This window comes from Microbacterium sp. NPDC079356 (genome assembly GCF_049545465.1).
Taxonomy (GTDB): Bacteria; Actinomycetota; Actinomycetes; order Actinomycetales; family Microbacteriaceae; genus Microbacterium; species Microbacterium gawkjiense.
Window position 1 is genome coordinate 178,767 of sequence record NZ_JBMWDN010000003.1, and the last position, 24,122, is coordinate 202,888.

Below are 24,122 nucleotides of genomic sequence, written 5' to 3' on the forward strand. Positions count from 1 at the left end.
GCGGCCCCTTACTGCTTGTACGACGCGAGGAAGTTGCCCAGGCGCTCGATCGCCTCGGTGAGCACCCGCGCCTCGGGCAGCGTGACGATGCGGAAGTGATCCGGCGTCGGCCAGTTGAACCCGGTCCCCTGCACGAGAAGCACGTGCTCGGCGACGAGGAAGTCATAGACGAACTTGGCGTCGTCGTGGATGTCATGAACCTCGGGGTCGAGCCGGGGGAAGGCGTACAGGGCGCCCTCGGGCTTGACGCAGGTGACGCCGGGGATGGCGGTGAGGCCGGCCCAGGCGGCATCCCGCTGCTCATGGAGCCGACCTGTCGGTGCGATGAGCGCATCGATGGATTGGACACCAGACAACGCCGCCTGGACGGCGAACTGCGCGGGGACGTTGGGGCACAGACGTGTCGAGGCGAGCAGCTGGATGCCCTCGAGGAAGCCCGCAGCGTGCTTCTTCGGTCCCGTGATGACCATCCACCCCGAGCGGTACCCGGCGACGCGGTAAGTCTTCGACAGTCCGTTGTAGGTCAGGCAGAGCAGGTCCGGCGCGAGGGTCGCGAGCGGGATGTGCCGAGCGCCGTCGAAGAGGATGCGATCGTAGATCTCGTCGGAGAGCAAGAGGAGCTGATGCTCGCGGGCGATCTCCACGATCCCCTGCAGCACCTCGCGGGTGTAGACGGCGCCGGTCGGGTTGTTCGGGTTGATCACGACGATCGCCTTGGTGCGCGGCGTCACCTTGGCCCGGATGTCCTCGAGGTCGGGCTGCCAGCCGTTCTCGCTGTCGGCGAGGTAGTGCACCGGGGTGCCGCCGGCGAGGCTCGTCATGGCGGTCCACAGCGGGTAGTCCGGTGCGGGGATGAGGACCTCGTCGCCCTCGTCGAGCAGCGCCTGCATCGTCATCGTGATGAGCTCGGACACACCGTTGCCGAGGTAGACGTCATCGGGGTCGAACTTCGGGAAGCCCGGCTCCTCCTCGTACCGCGAGACGATCGCCCGCCGCGCGGACATGATGCCGCGGGAGTCGGAGTAGCCGTGCGCCTGCGGGACCGCCTCGATCATGTCGCGGACGATCTGGAACGGCGCCTCGAATCCGAAGATCGCGGGGTTGCCGGTGTTGAGCTTGAGGATCGTGTGACCCTCGTCCTGCAGCCGGTCGGCCTCGACCAGGGCGGCTCCGCGGATCTCGTACAGGACGTCCTTGAGTTTGGATGACTGGTCGAAGGTGCGCGGGCTCATCGGTTCAGGATATCGGGGACCCGACGGGGCCAATGGCGGTCCGGTGGCCCGGCCGACACCGTCGGACCGACATCACTTCTTCTTACCGGACGCCCGTCGCTGCGCGCGGTTGCCCGCCTCGGCCGGTGCCTGCACCTGCTGCCCGAAGGAGCCGCGAGGGGCGTCGGCGGGGGCCTCCTGCTCGGCCTCACGCTGGCGTGCCTTGCTGGTCGCCGCCTGCTGGACCTGGCCGCGCTCGTTGCGCACCTCGACCTCGCCCGCGTCGTTCGGGGCGGTGTACTGCAGCTTCTGCGCGTCGATCTCGGGCGCGGCGAGGCCCTTCGCCTCGATGTCGCCCCCCTCGGTCTGACGGACCTCGACCTCGAGGTTGAAGAGGAAGCCGACCGACTCCTCCTTGATCTGGGCCATCATCGACTGGAACATCTGGTACCCCTCGCGCTGGTACTCGATGAGCGGGTCGCGCTGCGCCATGGCGCGCAGGCCGATGCCGTCCTTGAGGTAGTCCATCTCGTAGAGGTGGTCGCGCCAGCGACGGTCGAGGACCTGCAGCACGACGCGACGCTCGAGCTCGCGCATGGCGGGCGCTCCGAGCTTCTCCTCACGGTTGCGGTAGGCGATCTTGGCGTCAGAGAGCAGCTCGCGCTTGAGCAGTTCAGGGGTCACCTTGCCCTTGCTGCCGCTCTCGGCGACGACCTCGTCGATCGTCACGCCGACCGGGTAGAGGGTGCCGAGCTCGGCCCACATCGCATCGAAGTCCCAGCTCTCGTTGTGGCCGGAACCGGTGTGCTCGTCGATGATCGCGGCGATGGTGTCCTCGAGGAAATGCTCGATGCGCTCCGAGAGGTCGTCGCCCTCGAGCATGTGCCGGCGGTCGGCGTAGATCGCCTCGCGCTGCCGGTTGAGGACGTCGTCGTACTTGAGGACGTTCTTGCGGATCTCGGCGTTGCGCGCCTCCACCTGCGCCTGAGCGCTCTTGATCGCGCGCGAGACCATCGAGGACTCGATGGCCACGTCATCAGGGAAGTTGGTGCGGGCCAGGATCGCCTCGGCCGCACCCGACTGGAACAGCCGCATGAGGTCATCCGTGAGCGACAGGTAGAACCGGCTCTCACCGGGGTCGCCCTGACGGCCCGAGCGACCGCGGAGCTGGTTGTCGATACGGCGTGACTCGTGTCGTTCGGTGCCGAGGACGTAGAGTCCCCCCGCCTCGACGACGCGGTCGGCCTCCTCCTGCACCTTCTCCTTGACAGCGGCGTAGACCTCTTCCCACGCGGCCTCGTACTCGTCCGGCGTCTCAACGGGGTCGAGCCCCTTGGCCCTCATCTCCGAGACGGCGAGGAACTCGGCGTTGCCGCCGAGCATGATGTCGGTGCCTCGACCGGCCATGTTCGTGGCGACCGTCACGGCGCCGTAGCGACCGGCGCGGGCGACGATCTCGGCCTCGCGCGCGTGGTTCTTCGCGTTGAGGACCTCATGCTTGATGCCTTTCTTCGCCAGCAGGCGGGAGAGGTACTCGCTCTTCTCGACGCTCACGGTTCCGACGAGGACCGGCTGACCGGAGGCGTGACGCTCGGCGATGTCCTCCACGACCTGCGCGAACTTCGCCTGCTCGTTCTTGTAGACGAGGTCGGACTGGTCCTTGCGGATCATCGGCTTGTTCGTCGGGATCGGGACGACACCGAGCTTGTACGTCGACATGAACTCCGCCGCCTCGGTCTCGGCGGTACCGGTCATGCCGGAGAGCTTCTCGTAGAGGCGGAAGTAGTTCTGCAGGGTCACGGTGGCGAGGGTCTGGTTCTCGGCCTTCACCGCGACACCCTCCTTCGCCTCGATCGCCTGGTGGATGCCCTCGTTGTAGCGACGCCCCACGAGGATGCGGCCGGTGTGCTCATCGACGATCATCACCTCGCCGTTCATCACGACGTAGTCGGTGTCGCGCTTGAACAGGGCGAACGCCTTGATCGAGTTGTTGAGGAAGGAGATGAGCGGGGTGTTCGCCGACTCGTAGAGGTTGTCGATGCCGAGGTAGTCCTCGACCTTCTCGATACCGGGCTCGAGCACACCGATCGTGCGCTTCTTCTCGTCGACCTCGAAGTCGACACCGGCCTCGAGGGTGCGGGCGATCTTCGCGAACTCGGTGAACCAGCGGTTCGCCTCACCCGAGGACGGGCCCGAGATGATGAGCGGCGTCCGCGCCTCGTCGATGAGGATCGAGTCCACCTCGTCGACGATGCAGTAGAAGTGACCCCGCTGCACGAGGTCCTCACGGCGCCACGCCATGTTGTCGCGCAGGTAGTCGAAGCCGAACTCGTTGTTGGTGCCGTAGGTGATGTCGGCTTCGTACTGCTGCCGGCGCACCTCGGGGTTCTGACCCGAGACGACAGTGCCGGTGGTCATCCCGAGCGCGCGGTAGACGCGACCCATGAGCTCGGACTGGTACGAGGCGAGGAAGTCGTTGACCGTGATGACGTGGACGCCCTTGCCCGCGATCGCGTTGAGGTACGCCGGGAGGGCGGCGGTCAGGGTCTTGCCCTCACCGGTCTTCATCTCGGCGATGTTGCCGAGATGGAGGGCGGCCCCACCCATCACCTGCACGTCGTAGGGGCGCTGGCCGAGGGTGCGGCTCGCGGCTTCGCGGACGGCGGCGAAGGCCTCGGGCATGAGCTTGTCGAGACTCTCACCCGCCTCGTAGCGGGCGCGGAGTTCGGCGGTCTCGCCGCGCAGCTCCTCGTCGGTGAGGTGCGCATAGTCCTCTTCGAGGGCCGACACGGCCTTCACGACCTGCTGCAGCCTGCGCAGGACGCGGCCTTCACCGGCACGAAGCAGTTTCTCGAGGGGGTTCGCCACGGAGGATCTCCATCTGTCGATTCGCCACCCCGACGTGCGATGTCGGGATGCCGGTGCGCGGGACGCGCAGACATACACCGCCATGTTATCCGCCTGTGACCTACGAGGTTGCTGGGGGCATCCGGCCTCTCCCCCGCGCGTCGACCGGCGGCATCCGTCGGCCCGTAAGATCGGCCCATGGCCGGTTTCTGGGGAAGACGCAAGCGCGAGGACGCGGAGATCGAGGCACAGGACGCCGAGCTCAGCCGCAAGGCGGGGGCGGCGCTCGTCTCGGCCGACGAACGCATCCGCGTGACGGACGACGAGCTGTCCTACGCCGAGATCGAGCTCGGGCGCGAGGCGACCGCTCCGCTGCGCGAGGCGCTCGCGGCGGTGCGGCAGCACCTCGGCGAGGCGTTCCAGCTGCACCAGCTGAACCACGACGAGATCCCCGACACCCCCGAGGAGCTGCGCACGCGCAATGCGCGCATCGTCCAGCTGTGCGAATGGGCCCAGGACCTGCTCGACGACCGCACCGAGTCCCTCGCCGAGGCGATCGCCCGTGCCCGGCGCGCGCCCGAGATCATCGCCGGCATCCGCGCGGACGTGACGCGCCTGCGGGAGCGCCTCCCCGCACTGAACGCGAGCCTCGAGCGACTGTCCACGCGGTACTCGGATGCCGCGATGCGCACCGTGCTGGGCAATGCGGCCGAAGCGGCCCAGCTGCTGGATTTCGCCGAGCACAGCGCCGAGGTCTCGGAGCGCCGCCGCGACAGCGGTCAGCGCGAGCAGGCGAACCTCGCCCTCGAGACCGCGATCGAGGCCTCGCGGCGGGCGGGGACGCTCGTCGAGGCCGTCGACACGTTCGAGATCGAGGCGCTACGGGCGGAGTCGACCCTGGCGGCCATCGTCGACGATTCGCGCGACGACCTGATCGTCGCGCAGCCGATGCTGGGCACCCCGGCCGTCGCGGCCGCCGCCGCCGAGCTCGAGGCCGCGCTCGCTTCGCTCACCCCCGCGGGCAGCAAGCCCGACCCCTTCGCCGAACTGACCCGTCTGCGCGCCGCCAACGCCGCGCTCGACGCGGCCGTCGCCAAGGCGCGGGAACGCGCCGAGCGTCCGGTGCCGTCCGAGGAGCACGTGCGCCACGCGATCGACGACGCCGACCGCCAGATCGGGGTCGCGCGCAGTGTGATCTCGGGCCACCGCGGGTGGATCGGCGCCGACGCCCGCACCCGGCTCGCCGAGGCCGAGCGCATCCGCGGCGACCTGCTGCGATTCTCGGGCCCGATCGGCGAGGACGACCGCGAGGAGGCGATGGGTCTCGCCCGTCGCGCCGCGCACCTGGCGGGCGAGGCGCTCCAGTTGGCGCAGCGCGACATCGACTCGTCCCGGCCGAACGACTGGGGGAACGGCGGATACGGCGGTCGAGGGATGGGCGGTGGGATGGGCGGCGGCAGCCTGGCCGGCGGCCTGCTCGGCGGACTCGTCATCGGCGGTCTGCTGGACGGCATGTTCGACTGATGGCCGCCCTCGACGACGCGCTCGCCCTGTCGCAGACCTGGGGCGTCCCCCACGCCTCCGCCGTCGTCGTGACGGCGGACGGCACTGCGGCGGCGTCCGCCGGGGACCAGGACCGCGTCTACCGACTCGCCTCGGTCACCAAGCTCCTCAGCGCCTATGCCACCCTCGTCGCGGTCGAGGAGGGCGCCCTCTCCCTCGACCAGCCCGCGGGCCCGCCCGGGGCGACGGTCGCCCATCTGCTCGCCCACACGGCCGGGTACGACTTCTCGACGTCGACGCTCCGCGCGGAGCCCGGGGAGCGGCGCCTCTACTCGAACACCGGATTCGAGGTGCTCGCGGACCTGCTCGAATCGGAGACCGGCATCGGCTTCGATGCGTACGCGCACGAGGCGGTCTTCGCCCCGCTCGGGATGACGTCCACCACGATCGGCGGTTCCGCCGCGGCGGGCGGGGCGTCCTCGTGCACCGATCTGGCCCGGTTCGCGGCGGAGCTGCAGCGGCCGAGGTTGCTGGCCCCCGCGACGCTCGCCGCAGCGACCGGTGTGGCCTTCCCGGGTCTGCGGGGCGTCCTCCCCGGCTTCGGTCTGCAGCGCGAGAACGACTGGGGCCTGGGTCTGGAGATCCGCGGCACGAAGAGCCCGCACTGGACCGGGGCGCACAACTCCCCCGAGACCTTCGGCCACTTCGGCCAGTCCGGCACCTTCCTCTGGGTCGACCCGCGGGCGGGCGGAGCCCTCGTCGCCCTCACCGACCGGCCTTTCGGTGAATGGGCGGCCGAGGCTTGGCCACCCTTCAGCGACGCGGTCCTCGGAGCCCTCGCGGCACGCTGAGTCGCACGCCGGACACGGAAGAGGGCGGATGCCGTGCGGCATCCGCCCTCCTCGTCACCGCTCGTCGGTCAGGAGACGAGCTCCGCGGGTGCGGCGGTGGTCGTGAGCGAGATCACGCCGTAGTCCCAGCCCTTGCGGCGGTAGACGACGCTCGGCTGGTCGGTGCGGGCGTCGATGAAGAGGAAGAAGTCGTGACCGACGAGTTCCATCCGGTCCACGGCGTCCTCGACGGTCATCCACTCGGGGTCGAACCGCTTGGTGCGGATGACCACGGGGGTGTAGTCCTCCTCGTCCTCGGCGCCGGTCATGATGGGCACCTCGCCGGTCGCGACGGCGCGGATGACGTCGACGGACGCGGGCTGCACGTCGATGCCCTGCAGCGTGCCGGTGCCCTTCTCGAGCTTGGCGCCGCGCGGGTGGTTGCGCGCGTCGACGCGCTTCTCCTTCGCGCGGCGGATCTGTTCGGCGAGCTTGGTGATCGCGAGATCGAGGGCGGCGAACTTGTCGCCGTCCACCGCCTCGGCGCGGACGACGGGTCCCTTGCCGGTGAGGGTGACCTCGACGGTCTCGTCCTCGCGGCCCCCGTTGTGGTAGGTGCGATGCGTCACCTTGATGTCGAGCCGTTGGGCTCGAGGGGCAAGGTGCTCGATGCGGGCGGACTTCTCCTCGACGACTGTGCGGAAACGATCGCTGACGCTCACGCCCACACCGACGATGTTGATCTCCATCCCTGACCTCCTTGTTCCGGTCCACCCGGTCAAGGGCGGACCTCGGTTCGCCTTGTGTCCCCCCACCGTAGTGCCGGTCACCGCTCGTGTCACGACCCGATCACGATGAATCCCCTGAGCCCGCCCGCCGGGGCGTGGCCGCGACCGTGACGGCGCCGACCACCGGGATCCCGGCCGCACGGAGGGCACGCGCCGCCTCCTCGAGGGTCGCTCCCGTGGTCACGACGTCGTCGACGAGGACGACGCGCAGATCCCCCAGGAGGCGATGCGCCCGAGGACGGACGGCGAGCGCGCCGGCGAGGTTCGCGGCGCGCTGCTCCTTCGCGAGAGAACGCTGATCGGCGGTGCGCCGCGCGACACGCAGGAGCCGGTGCGGCCGCCATCCCGCGCGCCGACAGAGCAGCTCGACGGGCGCGTACCCGCGGCGGCGGAGCGACGCCGGGCTCGCCGGCACCGGGACGGGGACGGCGTCGACGTCGAGGGGCCACGCCGCCGCCAGCGCAGCGGCCAGCGCCCGGGCCTGCGAGGTGCGCCCGTCCTCCTTGAACGAACGGATGACGCGGGCCGGCACCCCCTCGAAGACGAGACCGCTCCGGACCTCGAGACCGCTCGGCAGGCGGCGGACGATCGGCGTCGGGCTCAGCAGGCGCCGGCACGCGCCGCAGAGGTCGCGATCCGCCTCGTCGCATCCGGCGCAGGCGACCGGGAAGACGACGGCGAGCGCGTCGGCGACGGCGCGGCGCACGGCGACGACGGGGGCGGCGGGAGGCGGCATCCGCTCAGCCTGCCGCCCCGGCACGCCCGCCCACCCGCGGGCAGCGCAGAACGAGGAGGGCCTCCCCACCGCGGCGGGTGGGGAGGAGGACTCACCCGGGGAGACCCTGCTGGACGGCGAGGGCCGACACGTCGGAGGCGATCACCTGCCAGGAGCCGCGCTGCACGTAGAGGCTGCCGTCGGAGGTCAGCAGCCGCGCGCTGCCGCTCTGGTTGCCGGCGGCGATCGCGACGACGTCGTCGGGCGCGCGCACCTCCGTGCCCTGCCCGCCGATCGTCTGCTCACGGACGACGCGCTGATCGCCGTCGACGAAGACGAGGGCGATCGTCGCGCCGTCGACCCACGCGAGGTCGACACCGCGACCGGCGAGGTTCGCCACGAGCAGCGGCTGGCCGAGCGACACCGGCGCCCCGTTCTCGTCCCGGACGATGCCGGCCACCCAGACGGCCGACCCGCCTCCGCTGCGCACGAGCGCGGCGATCCGGGCACCGTCGCGGGAGACCCGCATCGCGCTCACCTCGCTTGCGCCCACCCAGCCGGACGGGATGGTCTGCGCGGTACCGTCGGGACCGTACGCGACGACCTCCTCCGGCTGGTCCCGAGGCACCGTCCAGATGTAGCCTTCGGTGTCGATCGACGGCTTCGTCATGCCCGAGCGGGTGTCGAGCTCGGTGTACTCGCCGTTCGCGGGCACGCGGAGGATCGCGCCGGAGCCCGTCCGGACCGCCGCCGTCCGGCGTGCGGCATCCGTTTCGACGGCCCGGGCGTCGAGACTCTGCAAGGCCTCCCCGAAGCCGTCGACCTCGTCGAGGTCGTTGCCCGAGAGGAACCCGAACCTGCCGTCCTGGAGGACGAGCGGGCGCGCGTCGACCGCGGTCGAGCGGGTCGGGACGGCGGTCACGTCCAACGGTTCGTCCCCGACGAGCAGCTGCACGTCGAGGATGCCGGCGCCCGCCAGGCTCGCGCCGAGCTGGGTCTTCATGCGCGCGATCGTCTCGCGGCCGAGGTCGCGGATCGCCGGGTCGAACGAGATGCGCGCGACCCCCGCCTCGACGGGCACCGACGGCTGCGCGAGACCCACCTCGCCCGTGAACGCGGTGCGCACGGACTCGGCCAGCCACGGGCTCGGCGTGCCCGACACGAGCGCGGCGGTGATGCGCGTGGCGGGGTTGGTCGACGGGAACCAGCGGACGTCGGGGATCACCGTGTCCCACCCCCGGTCGAAGTAGGCGAGATCGTAGCTCTGGAAGACCGAGGCGAAGCGGTTGGCGTCGAGGACGATGCCGTCGGGCGCCTGGGAGATGCGCCACTGCCCGTCCTCCTGCGCGAGGGAGAAGGCGAACGGGATGCGGCCCTGCTCGGCCGGCTCGTACGATCCGGTGGCGTCGACGTTGGCGACCGGGTCGACCGTGAAGACGATCTCGTTCTCGGCGGGCGAGGAGATCGAGCTCTCCCCCGGACGATAGACGGTGACGTTCGCCTGCGGCTGCCACTGCTGACGGAACGGGGTCGTGAGGAACTCCTGCGCGACCTCCCAGTTGCCGCGGGGGCCGGAACCGGCCGCGACGAACCCCTCGACGATCTGCTGGGGCGTGGCATCCTTCACCGGACCGTCCGGGACGAACGCGAAGTCGGGCGGACCCTCGACCTCGTCGATCGCCTTGCCGACGTGGACGGGACCCCCGAGGGGCAGCCCGGCGCAGGCCGAGAGGACGAGGGCGACGACCACCAGGACGGCGGCACCGAGCGGACGACGGACGGTCACGGGTTCTCCTCCCGGGGCGGCAGGGAGATGGGCTGGGTGAGGCCGAGGTCGCCGAGGGCGGCGTCGTCCCGGGGATCGAGTTCGATGGGCGACGGGCCCGAGAGGTGCTCTCCCGCCCGCCGCGGCAGGGTGAGGACGAAATGGCTGCCGCCGCCCAGCTCGGACCAGACCTCGAGCGTGCCGCCGTGCAGTCGCGCGTCGCCGAGGGCGATCGAGAGTCCGAGACCCGTCCCGCCGATCGTGCGTCGACGCGACGGGTCGGCGCGCCAGAACCGGTCGAAGACCCGCTCGGCGTCGGCCTCGCTCATCCCGAGACCGTAGTCGCGGACGCCGAGGGCCACGGCGCGCTGGTCGCTGTCGACGGTCACGACGATCGGCCGGCCCTCGCCGTGCTCGATCGCGTTGCCGAGGAGGTTCCGGACGATACGGCGGATGCGGCGCGGGTCCATGTCGACGGGCGAGTAGCCTCCGGGGGCGACCAGTCGCACGTCGCTGCCGTGCTGCTCGGCGAGCTGCGCCATCGACTCGATGACGTCCTCCGCCAGGTGTGCGAGGCTCGTCGGTTCGAGTTCGAGCTGCACCGAGCCGGCGTCGTAGCGGCTGATCTCCAGGAGGTCGGCGAGGAGCACCTCGAACCGCTGCACCTGCGCGTGCAGGAGCTCTGCGGCACGCGCGGTCGACGCGTCGAACTCGTCGCGCTGATCGTTGATCATGTCGGCCGCGAGTCGGATGGTCGTCAGGGGCGTCCGCAGTTCGTGCGAGACGTCCGACACGAACCGCTGCTGGACGAGCGAGAGCTCGGCGAGCTCCTTGATCTGCCCCTCGATGCTGTCGGCCATCGCGTTGAACGACCGGCCCAGGGTCGCGAACTCGTCCTCGCCGCGCACCGGCAGCCGGACGCCCAGGTCCCCCGCCGCGAGCTTCGCGCTCGTCTCGGCGGCCTGGGCGATCGGGACGGTCACCGAACGCAGCACGAAGAGCGAGATCCCGCTGATGAGGACGAGCAGGGCGACACCGACGACCCACAGCGTCACCTGGACGAACTGCAGGGTCTGCGCCTCGGACCCGAGGTCGTAGGCGAAGTACACCTCGTAGGCCCCCGCTTCGGGCAGCACCAGTTGCTGACCGACGACGATCCCGGGCGTCTCGCCCCCGTCGGCCTCGGGCAGCCCGATCGACTGCCACCACTGCCGGTCCCCCGTGAGGCGGACGCCCTCGCGCAGCTCGGGAGAGATCATCGACTCCTCGAGACCGCCCGCCTCGAAGTTCTGCGGCGCGATCGCCGACGGCTCGTCGTCGATGCGGAAGACCGCGAGCATCGTCGTCCCGGCCTGCCGCGACAGGATCTCGCGCCGGACCTCGTCCATCAGCACCTGAAGGGCGACCTCGTCGCTGTCGACGACCGCCGCGTCGAACGTGCTCTGCGCCGCCTGCGTCGCGCGCTGCGCGGCATCCTGCACCTGTTCGGCGCGCGACTCGTAGAGGTCGGTGAGGATCGCGAGCGACATCCAGACGAGCGCGACGAGGATCGTCAGCGCCGTGAGGGTGAGGGTCACCGACAGGGTGCGGAAGCGCAGCGAGCGACGCCAGGCGTACTGCACGCGGCGCTGCCAGGACCGCCAGTCGCGCCACGGCGGGACGACGGTGTGCGTGCCGGTGCGGGCGGTCACCGACACGGCGGGGGGCTCCCGGTGGTCACACCGCGGCGCCGGCGCGATAGCCCACGCCGCGCACCGTGGTCACGATCTGCGGGTTGTCGGGGTCGCGCTCGACCTTCGCCCGCAGGCGCTGGACGTGCACGTTCACGAGGCGCGTGTCGGCCTTGTAGTGATAACCCCAGACCTGCTCGAGCAGCATCTCGCGGGTGAAGACCTGCTGCGGCTTGGACGCGAGCGCGACGAGGAGCTCGAACTCGAGCGGCGTGAGGGCGATCGGGGAATCCCCGCGGCGCACCTCGTGGGCCGCGACGTCGACGGTGAGGTCCCCGATGCGCAGACTCTCGGAGCGCGCCTCGGCCGTGGGGCGCAGCCGGGTCTTGATCCGCGCGACGAGCTCCTTCGGGTTGAAGGGCTTGACGATGTAGTCGTCGGCGCCGGATTCGAGCCCGCGAACGACGTCGGCGGTGTCGGTGCGGGCCGTCAGCATGATGATCGGGACGCCGGACTCGGCGCGCACCCGCGTGCACACCTCGATCCCGTCCATCCCCGGCAGCATGAGGTCGAGCAGGATCAGATCCGGACGCTCGTCCCGCCACGCGTCGACCGCGGTGCCGCCGTCGGCGCAGAAGGCGACGTCGAAGCCTTCGGTGCGCAGCACGATGCCGATCATCTCTGCGAGAGCGGTGTCGTCGTCGACAACCAGGATGCGCGATGTCATAGGGCCGATGTCGTCCTTCGGGGTCAGCGGATGCCGGTGCTCCGCCCACGGGTGAGTCCACAGTAACCGAACCGTGACCTGCCCGGCGGGACGACGCACGGCCCGCCCCGGAGGGACGGGCCGTGCGGGTGACCGGCGGGGGTCAGGCGTGGAGGTCGAACCGGTCGAGCTCGGTGACCTTCGTCCACGCGGCGACGAAGTCGCGGACGAACTTCTCCGCGGCGTCGTCCGAGGCGTAGACCTCGGCGAGCGCGCGCAGTTCGGAGTTCGCGCTGAAGACGAGGTCGACGCGGGTGCCGACACCGATCTCGGAACCGTCCGCCGCCGTGCCGCGGAACGCGTGCGATCCGGGGTCGAGCGGCTTCCACGTGGCGCCGAGGTCGAGCAGGTTCACGAACACGTCGTTCGTGAGGACGCCGGGCCGGTCGGTGAACACGCCGTGCGACGAGCCGTCCCAGTTCGCCCCCAGGGCGCGGAGGCCGCCGACGAGGACGGTCGTCTCGGGCGCGCTCAGGGTCAGCAGGTTCGCCTTGTCGATGAGGTGGTGCTCGGCGGGCAGGAACGCGTTCGGTCCGTAGTAGTTGCGGAACCCGTCGGCCGCCGGCTCCAGGTAGCCGAACGACAATTCGTCGGTCTGTTCCTGCGACGCGTCGGTACGACCGGGGTGGAACGGCACGGTGACCTCGACCCCGGCATCCTTCGCGGCCTTCTCGACGCCGGCGTTGCCTGCCAGCACGATGAGGTCGGCGAGCGAGACCTTCGTGCCGTCCGTCTGCTCGGCGTCGAAGGCGGCCTTGACGCCCTCGAGGGCGGCGAGGACCGTCTGCAGCTGGGCGGGGTTGTTGACCTCCCAGTCCTTCTGCGGAGCCAGACGGATGCGGGCGCCGTTCACGCCGCCGCGCTTGTCGCTGCCGCGGAAGGTGGATGCCGCGGCCCACGTCGTCGAGACGAGCTGCGACACCGTCAGGCCGGTCGCGAGGATGCGCTGCTTCAGGTCGGCGGCGGCGGCCTCGTCGATCAGCGGGTGGTCCACCGCGGGCACGGGGTCCTGCCAGATGAGCTCCTCCTGCGGCACCTCGGGTCCGAGGTAGCGAACCACGGGGCCCATGTCGCGGTGGGTCAGCTTGAACCAGGCGCGGGCGAACGCGTCGCCGAACGCGACCGGGTCGTCCTTGAAGCGGCGCGAGACCGCGTCGTACGCCGGGTCGGTGCGCAGCGCCAGGTCGCTCGTGAGCATGCGGGGCTCGCGGCGGCCGTCGGAGTGCGCGAGCGGGACCATGTCGGCGCCGGCACCGTTCTTCGGCCGCCACTGGTGCCCCCCGCCGGGGCTGCGCATGAGCTCCCACTCGTAGGCGTAGAGGATGTGGAAGAACTCGTTGTCCCACCGGGTCGGGTGGTAGGTCCACGTGACCTCGAGGCCCGACGTGATGGTGTCGTCGCCTTTCCCGGTGCCGTGGTTGTTCTTCCAGCCGAGGCCCTGCTGCTCGATGCCGGCGGCCTCGGGGTTCGCCTCGACGTTCGTGTCAGGCGCGGCGCCGTGGGTCTTGCCGAACGTGTGACCACCGGCGATGAGCGCGACGGTCTCCTCGTCGTCCATCCCCATCCGCCCGAAGGTCTCACGGATGTCGCGGGCCGACTTCAGCGGGTCGGGCTCGCCGTTCGGGCCCTCGGGGTTGACGTAGATGAGACCCATCTGGACCGCCGCGAGCGGCTTCTCGAGGTTGCGGTCGCCGCTGTAGCGCTCGTCGGCGAGCCACGTCGTCTCGGGTCCCCAGTACACGTCGTCGTCCGGCTCCCACACGTCGGGGCGGCCGCCGCCGAAGCCGAACGTCTCGAAGCCCATGGTCTCGAGCGCGACGTTGCCGGCGAGGATCATGAGGTCGCCCCACGACAGCGACTGGCCGTACTTCTTCTTGACGGGCCAGAGGAGTCGGCGGGCCTTGTCGAGGTTGACGTTGTCGGGCCAGCTGTTCAGCGGCGCGAAACGCTGCTGGCCGGTGCCGCCGCCGCCGCGACCGTCGGTCGCACGGTAGGTGCCGGCGGAGTGCCACGCCATGCGGATCATGAGCGGTCCGTAGTTGCCGAAGTCGGCGGGCCACCAGTCCTGCGAGGTGGTGAGGACCTCGGCGATGTCCGCCTTCACGGCGGCCAGGTCGAGGCTCTCGAACGCGGCCTTGTAGTCGAAGTCCTCGCCGACGGGGTTTCCGACGGCGGGGTTCTTCTTCAGGATGCGGAGGTTCAGCTGGTTCGGCCACCAGACCTGGTTCGCAGACCCCACGGTCGGGTGCGGCTGTGCGCCGTGGTTCTCGCGGTCGGCACCGGGCGCGCCGTGGAAGACGGGGCATCCGTCGGCCTGGTTGGAACGCGGACGGTCCTCGCCGTCGGCGCGCTCGTCGACCGGCGTGTCGATGGGGGTGACGGCCTGGTCGACGTCGGTGGCCTCGGCGCCGAGGGGCTCGGCCTGGGGGTCACGGTCGCTCATGGTGATCCTTCCGTTCGGGGTGTGGGAGAGGGGATGGTCAGGCGGCGGTCTCGGCGGCGCAGTCGGCGCAGAGACCCCAGTAGGTGACTTCGGCGGACGCGATGCGGAACCCGCGGTCGTCGGAGGGATGCAGGCACGGAGCGGCGCCGACGGCGCAGTCCACATCCTCCACACGCCCGCACGACGTGCAGACGAGGTGGTGGTGGTTGTCGTCGACCCGGAGTTCGAAGAGCATCGGCTGCCCGGCCGGCTCGATGCGGCGGACGAGGGCCGCATCCGCGAAGTCGTGCAACGCGTTGTACACCGACTGCCGGCTCGCTTTGGGAAGCTCGTCCGCCACGGCGGCGTAGAGCGCCTCCGCGCTGGCGTGCGGGTGGGCGGCGAGCGCGGCGAAGACGGCACGACGCGACTCCGTCACCCGCAGACCGGCGTCGCGGAGCGCGATGTCGGGGTTCGGGGCGGGATCGGTCATGCCCTCAGTCTAGTTCTTTTTTGATCAGATCAAAAGAGAGTCGAGCCGGGCGTGTCGCGTGGTCAGTAGCGGTAGTGATCGAGCTTGTAGGGTCCGTCGACGGGCACTCCGATGTAGGCGGCCTGCTCGTCGGTGAGCTGCGTCAGCTGCACGCCCAGGGCCGGCAGGTGCAGCCGCGCCACCTTCTCGTCGAGCGCCTTCGGCAGGACGTAGACCCCCGTCGGGTACTCGTCGAGCTTCGTGTACAGCTCGATCTGGGCGAGCACCTGGTTGGTGAACGACGCGCTCATGACGAAGGACGGGTGTCCGGTCGCGTTGCCGAGGTTCAGCAGACGCCCCTCGGACAGGACCAGGATGCTGCGCCCGGTCGGGAGCCGGTACTCGTGCACCTGCGGCTTGATCTCGATCTTCTCGACACCGGGCAGCGACTCGAGCGCGGCCATGTCGATCTCGTCGTCGAAGTGACCGACGTTGCCGACGATGGCGAGGTGCTTGAGGGAGAGCAGGTGGTCGACGGTCACGACACGGGTGTTGCCCGTCCCCGTGATGACGATGTCGACCTGCTCGGCGACGTCCTCGAGCCGGGCGACCTGGTAGCCGTCCATCGCGGCCTGCAGGGCGCAGATCGGGTCGACTTCGCTCACGATGACGCGCGCGCCCTGGCCGCGCAGCGCCTCGGCGGCCCCCTTGCCCACGTCGCCGTACCCGACGACGAACGCGACCTTGCCGCCGATCAGGACGTCGGTGGCCCGGTTGATGCCGTCGGGGAGCGAGTGACGGATGCCGTACTTGTTGTCGAACTTCGACTTCGTGACGGAGTCGTTGACGTTGATGCCGGGGAACAGGAGCTTGCCCGCGGCGTGGAGCTCGTAGAGGCGGTGCACGCCGGTCGTGGTCTCCTCCGTCACCCCGAGGAGACCGGCCGCGATGCGCGTGAAGCGCTGCGGGTCGCGCGCGAGCGAGCGCCGGAGCGTCTCGAGCACGATGCGGTACTCGGCGGGGTCGGTGGGGCCCGCCTCGGGCACGGCGCCCGCGGCTTCGAACTCGGCGCCCTTGTGGACGAGGAGCGTCGCGTCACCCCCGTCGTCGAGGATGAGGTTGGGGCCGTCGAAGCCCTCCTCCGACCAGTCGAAGATGCGGTCGGCGAGCTCCCAGTACTGCTCGAGCGTCTCGCCCTTGAAGGCGAACACCGGCACCCCCGCGGGCTCGGCGACGGTGCCGGAGGGTCCCACGACGACGGCGGCGGCGGCCTCGTCCTGCGTCGAGAAGATGTTGCAGCTGGCCCAGCGGACCTGGGCGCCGAGGGCGACGAGGGTCTCGATGAGCACCGCGGTCTGGACGGTCATGTGGAGCGAGCCGGCGATGCGAGCGCCGGCGAGGGGCTGCGAGGGGCCGTACTCCTCGCGCAGGGCCATGAGACCCGGCATCTCGTTCTCGGCGAGACGGATCTGGTGACGGCCGGCGTCGGCGAGCGAGAGGTCGGCGACGACGTGTTCGAGGGTCTTCACGGGAGTGGGCACGCGCCCATTCTCCCACGCCGGCTCAGACGCGGAGGGTCTCGTGACGCACGACGACCCAGCCCTTGGGCACCGACATCCGAGTGGTGTGGATGGCGCACAGGTCGTGCGCGTGCGGGTCGTTCCCGGCGCCGAGCGGACCGAGGACGGCCATCTGGTCGCCGTAGTCGTAGGTCAGGGTCGTCACGGCCTCGCGGGCGCAGCCCACCTTGGAGCAGAGTCTGTCGAGCATCGCGTCCACGCTATCCGGCGCCTCCCCCGCCATCGGGATGCCGCGCCGGGTTCAGCGGACGCCGCGCGCCGTCAGGGCGTCGCCCAGGTCGTCCGCGTGGCGGAGCGCCAGGACGAGGAACGGGACGACGAACGCCCGGATGCCGCGGGCGCCGCGCGCGTGCTGCGCGCTGCGCACCTCGCGCGCGAGACGGGCCAGGGTGGGCACCGTGCCGAGCGCGACGACGAGCAGGAGGGCCGTGCGGGCGGCATCCACCCCCACGCGGTGCAGCGGTCGCAGCGCCCGCTCGACGACGTCGAGGAGGACCGCGACCGGCGTCGTCAGCGACAGCAGGCCCGCGAGGGCGACCGCGGCGACGATGCGGACCGTGCCGACGGCGGCGGCCTCGACACCCAGGAAGAAGCACGGGATGCCGAAGGCCACCACGACGAGCCAGCGGAGCGCCCAGATCTGCCGCCCGAGCTCCCGCACCCCGACGCCCGGTGTCGCGTAGCACGCGACGCACAGCGCGGACGCCGCCACCGCCGTAGGCCAGACGGGAGGCAGCAGCGAGACGGCGAGGACGAGGATGAGCAGCAGCACGGTCTTGCGTCCGGCGGGCATCCGGTGCCACGGGCCGTTGCCGGAGCGGTACAGCGTCAGCACCGCCACCTCGCGGTGTGCGCGGCGACCACGTCCGGCGCCTCCCCCACCTGGGCGATGCGTCCGTCGTCGACCCGCACCGCGACGTCGCATCGCGCGGCGAGCTCGAGGTCGTGCGTCACGACGACGAGGCGGTGGCCGGTGTCGGCGAGCAGGTGACCCGCGACGAGGTGGGCGTTGCGACCGTCGAGGAACGCGGTCGGCTCGTCCGCCACGACGAGATCCGGCGTCCGCACGAACGCGCCGCACAGGGCGAGGAGCTGCTTCTGCCCGCCCGACAGCTCGAACGCGGGCCGGTCCGCGAGCGGGGTGAGCCCGAAACGCTCCAGCGCGGCGGCGACGCGGGCGTCGCGCTCCGCCCGCGGCAGGCGGTCCGCACGCAACGAGAAGGCGACGTCCTCGGCCACCGTCGGCATGAGGATCTGGGCGTCGGGATTGCTGAAGACGACCGCCACGCGACGTCGGAGGGCCGCCGCATCCCTCGCCGCGTCGAGCCCCAGCACCTCGACGCGGCCCCTCGTCGGAGGGACGAGCCCGCCGATCAGCCGCGCGAGGGTCGACTTGCCGGACCCGTTGTCGCCGACGATCGCGACGGTCCGCGCATCCACGGCGAGGTCGATCCCCCGCAGGACGTCGGTGTCGGCCAGCCGCACCGACACGTCGGCGAGGCGGAGCGCGCTCGTCACCGGACCGGCGCCGCCTCACGCGGGGCGGCCGCGCGCGCCCACGTCCGTCGGAACGCGCGCGGATAGCCGCGCACGAGCGCGCCGACGACGACCGTCGCGACGACGGCCTTCGCGAGGTCGCCCGGGACGAACGCGAGGTTCGCGAGGAGGGCCTGGTCCACTCCGATGCGCATGACGAGGCTCTGGATCGGGATGCCGCACGCGTAGACCACGACCACCCCGCCGATCACGACGCCCGCGAGGGTCCGCCACCACACTGGCCGCCGGCCGCCCAGGTGCACGATGAGGCCGATCACGACGACACCGACGAGCCAGCCGACCAGGTATCCCGCGGTGGGGCCGACGAAGACACCTGCTCCCCCGCGTCCGCCCGCGAGCAGCGGCAGGCCGACGGCGACGAGCACGAGCAGCGTGCCGACCGAGACGGCGCCCACGAGCGGTCCCAGGACGGCGCCGGCGAGCATGACGCCGAGGGTCTGCGCCGTGATCGGCACCCCGCCGAAGACGGAGAACGACCCCGGCAGCCCCAGGATCGCGATGACACCGGCGAAGACGGCGGCGCGGGCCAGGTCGGTCGTGTCGAGCCGCGGGGTGCGGGCGGGGTGGTCGTGGGTCATCTCATCCTCCTGAACAGCGTTCACGTGAACACCGTTCAGGTAGGGTAGCGGCATGTCTCCGCGCGATCCAAACCCCCGCGGCGCCCGGCGGTCGAAGGACGACGTCGTCGACGCGGCCCTCGTCCTGCTCGACCGTGTCGGCCTGCCCGACCTGTCGATGCGCCGCCTCGGCGAGGAGCTCGGGGTGCAGCCCAGCGCGCTCTACTGGCACGTCGCGAGCAAGCAGGAGCTGCTGGCTCAGGTGAGCGCCCGCATCCTCGCCCCGGTCGCGCTCCGCGACGGCGACCCCGATGATCTCGAGCGGGCCGCGGTGACGCTCGGGCGCCGCCTGCACGACCGCCTGCTCGCGCACCGCGACGGCGCGGAGGTCGTCTCGAGCTCGCTCGCCCTCGGACTGGTCGCCTCCCCGGTGCACGACGGGCTCCGCACGATCGACGACTCCCCCGCTGCGGACGTCGTCGCCGACGCGGTCACCCACTACGTCGTGGGCGTCACCTTCCACGAGCAGCAGCGGCGAGCGGCGGATGCCTGGGGCACCGCGGCATCCACGGTCGCCCTCTCACCGGAGTCGGCCGCCGCACCGGCACCGGACGCCTTCGAGGCCGCGCTCGCGCTGATCGCCCGCGGCATCGCCCCCTGGCGCGCGGACATCGGGCGAGCGCCCGACGCGGCGGCACCGGGCGCCTAGGATGGCGTCATGCGCTGCAAGGGGGATTCGTGAGGCGTCGCGCCCGCACGACCGCACGCCCCGACCGCCACGGCCGGCACGGACGCCTCGACCGCAGCCCGGTCGTCCGGCCACCGCTGCCGGCCATCGAGACGCGCGCCGAGAAGTTCGACCTGACCGTCACGACGGCCGTCGAGTTCCTGCGCAGCGCCTGGCCCGAACTGCGTGAGGTCCGCTTCGACATCGGATGGATGCCGGACGCCGCCGACGACGACGGCATCCCGCGCTGGGTGGTGCAGTCCGAGCAGAAGCGGATCGTGCTGTTCCGCCTGCCCATCGAGCGCCTCGCGCGGCTGCACCGCAACGACGAGCTGCACCGGCGCATGATGATCGAGAGCTGCGTGTTCCGCGCGGCCGCGGAATACCTCGACCGCGATCCCTGGGACCTCGGTCCCGACCGCTTCCGGTTCTGACCCGCGATCCCGTCAGCGCGGCCGGACCTCGACGGGTGCGGCCGCCGCGTCGGCTGGCACGACCGCGTAGCCCGCGATCGCGTCGGAGGCGGTGAAGGTCACGCTCGCCCGCAGCGTCCCGCCCGCCGGATCCAGGCGGTAGAGCTCCCCGGCGGCGAGGTCGACGGACACCGACCCGCCGGCGGGCACGCGGACCTCGCGCGGCTCGCCCGCCCCGGCGCCGTCCGCGAGCACCGCGGCGACCTCCTGCGGGCCCGGGTTCACGAGCGCGAGCTGCGGACGGGGGCCGTCCGAGACCGCGACCAGTGTGGGGACGCGGACGTCGTCGGCGGTGCCGTACCACGCGAAGTCCGACCCGGCATCCGCTCCCGTGGAGGTGTGCGCGGCGGCGACGACGGGAGCACCCGCCTGCACCTCGACGCGGTAGCGCCCCTCGGGGAGCGTCTCGAGGTCGACCTCGATCGGCACCCCCGCGGTGAGCGCGAGGTCGGTGAACGACGCGGCCGTCATCGACCCGCCCACGGGGGTGACGGTGACGGATGCCGTCGTGTCGTCGGACGGCGCCAGCAGACGGATCGTCGTGTCGGTGTGTTCGTCGCCGCCGCCCACCGCCGAGAACGCCGGGATCGTCTGCTGCATGCGCGGCAGTCCGGTGGCGCCGCCCTGGTCGACGCCGACGGGGACGAGCGTCCGGGTGAGCATCGACTGGAGGGCGGCCTGCACCGGTGCCTGGCTCGCGGAGACGAGGACGACGGGGCTCGCCTCGTTCAGGGCGAGCGCCGCGAGGGGGACGATCCGCTGCTCCCCCGCGGGGACGAGAATGTTCGTGCCGGCCTCCGGGGCGGTGCGGCCCTCGGCGCCGAACACCGTGAGATCGACCCGCGACGCGACGTCGCCGGGGTTGGCGATCACCACCAGGTCGGCGGCGCCGGTGAGACCGCTGCCGGCGGCGAGCCAGGTCTCCATGGCGGGCGGGGCGCACGTCGACGCGGCGAAGCCGGCGAGGTCGTCGGCTGCGACCCGGGCGGACTGCGCGGCGGCCAGGTCCGCGCGGACGCGGTCGACGGGCCCGGCGGAGAACGACGGGATCGGGTCGGCGCCCTCGATCGCCGAGGCGATCTCGCCGGGGACCGGTTCGGGCGACCCGGCGGCCGTGCCCGACACGATCCTCGCGCTCGCGGCGACCTGCAGGGCACCCGGGTCCTCGACGTCACGCCCGACCGCGACGAGCGGACCGTCGCAGGAGAGGACGGAGGTCGCGGGCTCGGGTCGTGTCGTGATCGACAGCGTCGAGCGCTCGACGCCCTGCCACGGCGTCGTGATGACGAGGAACGCGCCGGCCACGACGGCGAGGCTCACGATCGCCCCGACCCCGCGGCGGACGGTCCGCGCCGCGATCACAGCCGGACCCCTTCGCCGATGATGCGCGGATGCCGGCGCCCGGCGCGCAGGCTGGCGCGGGTCGGGACGGCGAGCAGGAGCGCGACCACGATGACACCGAGCTGCAGGAGGGCGACGCGGATCGAATGCGGACCTGAGGCGTCGTCCACGGTGCGCTCGGAGATCGTCCCGTCGACGCTCCACAGCGCCCCGCGCGCCGTCTCGCCGACGCTGACGAGGTCGGCTCGCTGATTGAGCAGGTTCTGCGCGCCGAGGCGGGCCGCGCGCGCGACGTCGCTCTCCCCCGGCGCCTCCTCGAGGAGCACGTACGCGATGCCGTGCCGGGCGAGGTCCGCCACGACGTCACCCGTCGCGGTGGAGACCAGGTCGGCGGTCACGTGGGCGAGCTCGCGGTCACCGGCGGTGAGCGCGGGGCGCGTGGACTGAACGGTCGTCTGACCGCCGAGGGTCTCGCTCGCTCCCCAGACGACGGCGGCCGAGTAGGCGGCATCCGCCTGGACCGTGAGGACCAGCGTCGCCGTCTGCTCGCCGTCCCGCTCCCCTTCGCTGCCCGCCGTCTGCACGTAGGCGGGGAGCGTGCTGGCGGGCCCGTCCGTGAGGGCCGCGTCGCCGCGGATCACCGCGGTCAGGGCCGGGACGGCGCCGATGGCGAGGAACGCGATGACGAGGGATGCCGCCACCGGCACGAGCGCGTCGACGCGGCGGAACCCGTCGAGCCCGGCGACGGCGGCGAGAAGCAGGCCCGCCCACGCGAGCGAGAGCGCGCTCCCCGGCCAGATCGCGACCGGTCCGGAGCTGCCTGCCGTCAGCGCGATGCCGGAGGCCAGGACCGCGGTCGCGACGCCGAGGCCGGCCGCCACGAGCGCGAGCGAGGCGGGGAGGAGCCGGCCGAGGGCCGGGCCCAGCAGCGCCAGCACGAGCACGGGTGCGGTGAAGGCCGCGACCCACCATGCCCGGCCGTCCTCGCCGAGGAACTGCAGCCAGCCGGCGCCGTCGGTCGACGGGTAGCCGAAGGCGAAGAGGATCTTCGGCAGCAGTCCGTCGGGGTTGCCGGCGACGGCCAGCGGGCGCCCAGGGTCGGCGAACACGGCCAACGGGTCGCCCCTCGTCAGGTGGTACCAGACGAGGGGGAGGAAGACGGCGATAGAGGGGATCACGAGCCAGATGATGCGGCCCGCCCCGCGGCCCCGCCGCGCGACGATCGCGAGGATGAGGGCGACGAGCCACAGCGCACCGAGCGCGGGGGCGAGCGACGGCGCGCACGCGACGACGATGACGAGGAGGATCGAGGCGAGACCCGCGCTGCTCCAGGAACGACGCGCCGCGGTCGCCGTGTAGACGAGCCACGGCAGCGCGAGATGGAGGATGACGGCCGCCGGCCGCCCCTCGACGAGCGCGACGAGGAAGGTCGGGGCGACCGCCCAGGCGAACGCGACCGTGCAGCGCAGCACCGAGCGCTCGGTCACGCGGGTGGCCGCGAACCAGCCGCCGAGGGCGGCCAGAGGCAGCGCGAGCAGCCACAGGATCACGAGAGCGCGCGAGGGCGCGAGCGGCGAGAGCGAGCCGATGAGCGCGACGACCGCCGCGAACGGATCGGCGGGCCCGACGGTGTCCCATCCGAGCGCACGCGGCCCGTAGGCGGCGTCGGTCCAGAGCGCGAGGACGCCGCTGCGCAGCGGCGCGAGTCCGCCGCCGCCGAGGACCGGCCACGCCAGCAGGGCACTGAAGGAGAGGAGCGACGTGGCCAGGGCGCCCAGCACGACCCACGCCCCGCCGCCGCTGAAGAACCGGAGCTCCTCGCGCGGCGCGGTGGCGGCATCCGCTTCGTCTTCGAGGCGTTCGCGCAGGTCCCGTCGACCGATGCGCAGCTGCGCGAGGGACAGCCACGACGTCGTGCGGGTCCGGCGGATCGTGCGGCGCGCCCGGATGACGGACGCGAGTCCGACCAGGACCGAGACGGATGCCGCCCACTCCGGACCGATCCTGCCCGGGTTCTTCGCGACGAGATGACCGAGGGTGCGCCACAGGGCCAGTGGCAGGAGTGACAGCCAGTGCAGAGGGACGACCGGGGCGGGGGCGTAGACGAGCCGGCGGTGCAGTTGCGCTTTGCGCACCGCGTAGAGCCGCCGGCCGCGCGCACCCGCGGAGCGCCCCGTGGGGGTACCGGCGACACCGTCTCCTGCGACGGCGACGATCGCGGTCGGTGCGAGAGCGACGCGCCCGCCGGCCAATCGGGCGCGGATGCCGAGGTCGAGACCTTCGTCCGCGCCGGCGAGCCCCGGGTCGACGCCCCCCAGCGCCTGCCACACCTGGGCACGGACGAGGACGCCGCGGATGTCGGAGCCGAGGACGTCCTCGCCGGCGTCGTGCTGGCCCTGGTCGAGTTCGCCGTCGGCGAGTCCGACGGTGCGCCCCGTCCGCGTCAGGGTGACGCCGAGCGAGACGATGCGGGTCGGATCGTCCCAGGAGACGAGCTTGGGCGCCGCGAGGGCGACGGACGGCGCGGTCTCGAGAGCACCGGCCAGCCGGGCGAGGGCATCGGGGGCGGGGGCGGTGTCCTGCGCGAGCAGCCACACCGCGTCGCCCGAGATGCGACGGCCGGCCAGACGCAGGGCCTCCGCGAAGCCGGTGTTCCGGCCCGCGACGATCACCGCCTCCGCACCGGACTCGGAGGCGAGGCGGGTGAGGGTCTCGTCGGGTCCGCAGAGGACCACGGTGAGCACGTCGGCTCGCCGCGTCTGGGCGGCGAGCGCGCGCAGCGTGCGGCTCAGATGGAGATCCGTGGGGCCTCGTCCGTGGGGGCGGACGACGAGGATCGCGTGTACTCGGGGGGGCATGACCAGGTCAGCCTAGGTCGCGACCCGCCCGACTCGGGGA

At 72.0% G+C, this 24,122-nt stretch carries 20 protein-coding genes; 4 read left to right on the plus strand and 16 right to left on the minus strand.

The window, feature by feature from the left end:
• Nucleotides 1-8: 8 nt before the first annotated feature.
• A complete protein-coding gene (locus ACPEH0_RS09465) occupies nucleotides 9-1,232 on the minus strand; it encodes a pyridoxal phosphate-dependent aminotransferase (protein WP_064001415.1) in 1,224 nt (407 codons plus the stop codon).
• 72 nt (nucleotides 1,233-1,304) lie between these two features.
• The gene (gene secA, locus ACPEH0_RS09470) at nucleotides 1,305-4,079 is read right to left on the minus strand and encodes a preprotein translocase subunit SecA (protein WP_217531111.1); all 2,775 of its coding nucleotides are present in this window, start codon (nucleotides 4,077-4,079) and stop codon (nucleotides 1,305-1,307) included.
• 177 nt (nucleotides 4,080-4,256) lie between these two features.
• On the opposite strand from secA, the gene ACPEH0_RS09475 reads away from it, so the two are divergent.
• Together ACPEH0_RS09475 and ACPEH0_RS09480 are read left to right on the plus strand one after the other, a co-directional pair.
• Complete coding sequence (locus ACPEH0_RS09475; protein ID WP_311284289.1) at nucleotides 4,257-5,582, plus strand: hypothetical protein; 1,326 nt, start codon at nucleotides 4,257-4,259, stop codon at nucleotides 5,580-5,582.
• Nucleotides 5,582-6,412, plus strand: a complete 831-nt coding sequence (locus ACPEH0_RS09480) for a serine hydrolase domain-containing protein (protein WP_359918082.1) — start codon at nucleotides 5,582-5,584, stop codon at nucleotides 6,410-6,412. Before ACPEH0_RS09475 ends, ACPEH0_RS09480 begins: the two co-directional genes overlap by 1 nt.
• 68 nt (nucleotides 6,413-6,480) lie before the next feature.
• Here the strand turns inward: ACPEH0_RS09480 and hpf are convergent, their stop codons facing one another.
• The 12 genes from hpf to ACPEH0_RS09540 form a co-directional block, all read right to left on the minus strand.
• Complete coding sequence (hpf, locus tag ACPEH0_RS09485; protein ID WP_064001411.1) at nucleotides 6,481-7,140, minus strand: ribosome hibernation-promoting factor, HPF/YfiA family; 660 nt, start codon at nucleotides 7,138-7,140, stop codon at nucleotides 6,481-6,483.
• A 100-nt stretch (nucleotides 7,141-7,240) separates the two neighbouring features.
• Nucleotides 7,241-7,915, minus strand: a complete 675-nt coding sequence (locus tag ACPEH0_RS09490) for a ComF family protein (protein ID WP_217531227.1) — start codon at nucleotides 7,913-7,915, stop codon at nucleotides 7,241-7,243.
• Nucleotides 7,916-8,006: 91 nt separating this feature from the next.
• Nucleotides 8,007-9,680, minus strand: a complete 1,674-nt coding sequence (locus ACPEH0_RS09495; protein ID WP_359918086.1) for an LpqB family beta-propeller domain-containing protein — start codon at nucleotides 9,678-9,680, stop codon at nucleotides 8,007-8,009.
• Nucleotides 9,677-11,356 (minus strand): MtrAB system histidine kinase MtrB, encoded by a 1,680-nt coding sequence (gene mtrB / locus ACPEH0_RS09500; protein WP_217531107.1) that lies wholly within the window; start codon nucleotides 11,354-11,356, stop codon nucleotides 9,677-9,679. Before mtrB ends, ACPEH0_RS09495 begins: the two co-directional genes overlap by 4 nt.
• Nucleotides 11,357-11,375: 19 nt before the next feature.
• Nucleotides 11,376-12,056 (minus strand): MtrAB system response regulator MtrA, encoded by a 681-nt coding sequence (mtrA, locus tag ACPEH0_RS09505; RefSeq protein WP_217531226.1) that lies wholly within the window; start codon nucleotides 12,054-12,056, stop codon nucleotides 11,376-11,378.
• Nucleotides 12,057-12,198: 142 nt separating this feature from the next.
• Nucleotides 12,199-14,538 (minus strand): catalase/peroxidase HPI, encoded by a 2,340-nt coding sequence (katG, locus tag ACPEH0_RS09510; RefSeq protein ID WP_366214084.1) that lies wholly within the window; start codon nucleotides 14,536-14,538, stop codon nucleotides 12,199-12,201.
• A gap of 37 nt (nucleotides 14,539-14,575) precedes the next feature.
• On the minus strand, nucleotides 14,576-15,010 hold the full coding sequence (locus tag ACPEH0_RS09515) for a Fur family transcriptional regulator (protein ID WP_253035197.1): 435 nt from the start codon (nucleotides 15,008-15,010) through the stop codon (nucleotides 14,576-14,578).
• A gap of 62 nt (nucleotides 15,011-15,072) precedes the next feature.
• Complete coding sequence (gene ahcY / locus ACPEH0_RS09520; RefSeq protein WP_366214083.1) at nucleotides 15,073-16,530, minus strand: adenosylhomocysteinase; 1,458 nt, start codon at nucleotides 16,528-16,530, stop codon at nucleotides 15,073-15,075.
• A 22-nt stretch (nucleotides 16,531-16,552) separates the two neighbouring features.
• Complete coding sequence (locus tag ACPEH0_RS09525; RefSeq protein ID WP_064002410.1) at nucleotides 16,553-16,759, minus strand: DUF3499 family protein; 207 nt, start codon at nucleotides 16,757-16,759, stop codon at nucleotides 16,553-16,555.
• A gap of 51 nt (nucleotides 16,760-16,810) precedes the next feature.
• Nucleotides 16,811-17,404: an energy-coupling factor transporter transmembrane component T family protein gene (locus ACPEH0_RS09530; RefSeq protein ID WP_366214082.1), complete on the minus strand. Its 594-nt coding sequence runs from the start codon at nucleotides 17,402-17,404 to the stop codon at nucleotides 16,811-16,813.
• Nucleotides 17,398-18,087, minus strand: coding sequence for an energy-coupling factor ABC transporter ATP-binding protein (locus tag ACPEH0_RS09535; RefSeq protein ID WP_366214081.1), 690 nt, complete (start codon nucleotides 18,085-18,087; stop codon nucleotides 17,398-17,400). Before ACPEH0_RS09535 ends, ACPEH0_RS09530 begins: the two co-directional genes overlap by 7 nt.
• Nucleotides 18,084-18,704, minus strand: a complete 621-nt coding sequence (locus ACPEH0_RS09540) for a biotin transporter BioY (RefSeq protein ID WP_217531102.1) — start codon at nucleotides 18,702-18,704, stop codon at nucleotides 18,084-18,086. The genes ACPEH0_RS09535 and ACPEH0_RS09540 overlap by 4 nt, the downstream gene beginning before the upstream one ends.
• A gap of 52 nt (nucleotides 18,705-18,756) precedes the next feature.
• On the opposite strand from ACPEH0_RS09540, the gene ACPEH0_RS09545 reads away from it, so the two are divergent.
• Complete coding sequence (locus tag ACPEH0_RS09545; protein WP_217531101.1) at nucleotides 18,757-19,392, plus strand: TetR family transcriptional regulator; 636 nt, start codon at nucleotides 18,757-18,759, stop codon at nucleotides 19,390-19,392.
• 29 nt (nucleotides 19,393-19,421) lie between these two features.
• On the plus strand, nucleotides 19,422-19,844 hold the full coding sequence (locus ACPEH0_RS09550; RefSeq protein WP_217531100.1) for a metallopeptidase family protein: 423 nt from the start codon (nucleotides 19,422-19,424) through the stop codon (nucleotides 19,842-19,844).
• Nucleotides 19,845-19,856: 12 nt separating this feature from the next.
• On the opposite strand, the gene ACPEH0_RS09555 is transcribed toward ACPEH0_RS09550, so the two are convergent.
• Nucleotides 19,857-21,245 carry a DUF5719 family protein gene (locus ACPEH0_RS09555; RefSeq protein WP_366214080.1) on the minus strand — a complete coding sequence of 463 codons (1,389 nt, stop codon included), beginning with the start codon at nucleotides 21,243-21,245 and terminating at the stop codon, nucleotides 19,857-19,859.
• Entirely contained in the window at nucleotides 21,242-24,082 is a 2,841-nt protein-coding gene (locus ACPEH0_RS09560; protein WP_366214079.1) for a glycosyltransferase, read from the minus strand. The genes ACPEH0_RS09555 and ACPEH0_RS09560 overlap by 4 nt, the downstream gene beginning before the upstream one ends.
• Between the last annotated feature and the right edge of the window lie 40 nt (nucleotides 24,083-24,122).

Excerpts from the sequence above, each read along its gene's own strand:
- ACPEH0_RS09475 (WP_311284289.1), top strand. The coding sequence starts at position 4,257 with ATGGCCGGTTTCTGGGGAAGACGCAAGCGCGAGGACGCGGAGATCGAG.
- ACPEH0_RS09525 (WP_064002410.1), bottom strand. The coding sequence starts at position 16,759 with ATGCTCGACAGACTCTGCTCCAAGGTGGGCTGCGCCCGCGAGGCCGTG.
- mtrA (WP_217531226.1), bottom strand. The coding sequence starts at position 12,056 with ATGACATCGCGCATCCTGGTTGTCGACGACGACACCGCTCTCGCAGAG.
- ACPEH0_RS09490 (WP_217531227.1), bottom strand. The coding sequence starts at position 7,915 with ATGCCGCCTCCCGCCGCCCCCGTCGTCGCCGTGCGCCGCGCCGTCGCC.
- ACPEH0_RS09465 (WP_064001415.1), bottom strand. The coding sequence starts at position 1,232 with ATGAGCCCGCGCACCTTCGACCAGTCATCCAAACTCAAGGACGTCCTG.
- ACPEH0_RS09515 (WP_253035197.1), bottom strand. The coding sequence starts at position 15,010 with ATGACCGATCCCGCCCCGAACCCCGACATCGCGCTCCGCGACGCCGGT.
- ACPEH0_RS09560 (WP_366214079.1), bottom strand. The coding sequence starts at position 24,082 with ATGCCCCCCCGAGTACACGCGATCCTCGTCGTCCGCCCCCACGGACGA.
- ACPEH0_RS09540 (WP_217531102.1), bottom strand. The coding sequence starts at position 18,704 with ATGACCCACGACCACCCCGCCCGCACCCCGCGGCTCGACACGACCGAC.
- ACPEH0_RS09545 (WP_217531101.1), top strand. The coding sequence starts at position 18,757 with ATGTCTCCGCGCGATCCAAACCCCCGCGGCGCCCGGCGGTCGAAGGAC.
- katG (WP_366214084.1), bottom strand. The coding sequence starts at position 14,538 with ATGAGCGACCGTGACCCCCAGGCCGAGCCCCTCGGCGCCGAGGCCACC.
- ACPEH0_RS09480 (WP_359918082.1), top strand. The coding sequence starts at position 5,582 with ATGGCCGCCCTCGACGACGCGCTCGCCCTGTCGCAGACCTGGGGCGTC.
- hpf (WP_064001411.1), bottom strand. The coding sequence starts at position 7,140 with ATGGAGATCAACATCGTCGGTGTGGGCGTGAGCGTCAGCGATCGTTTC.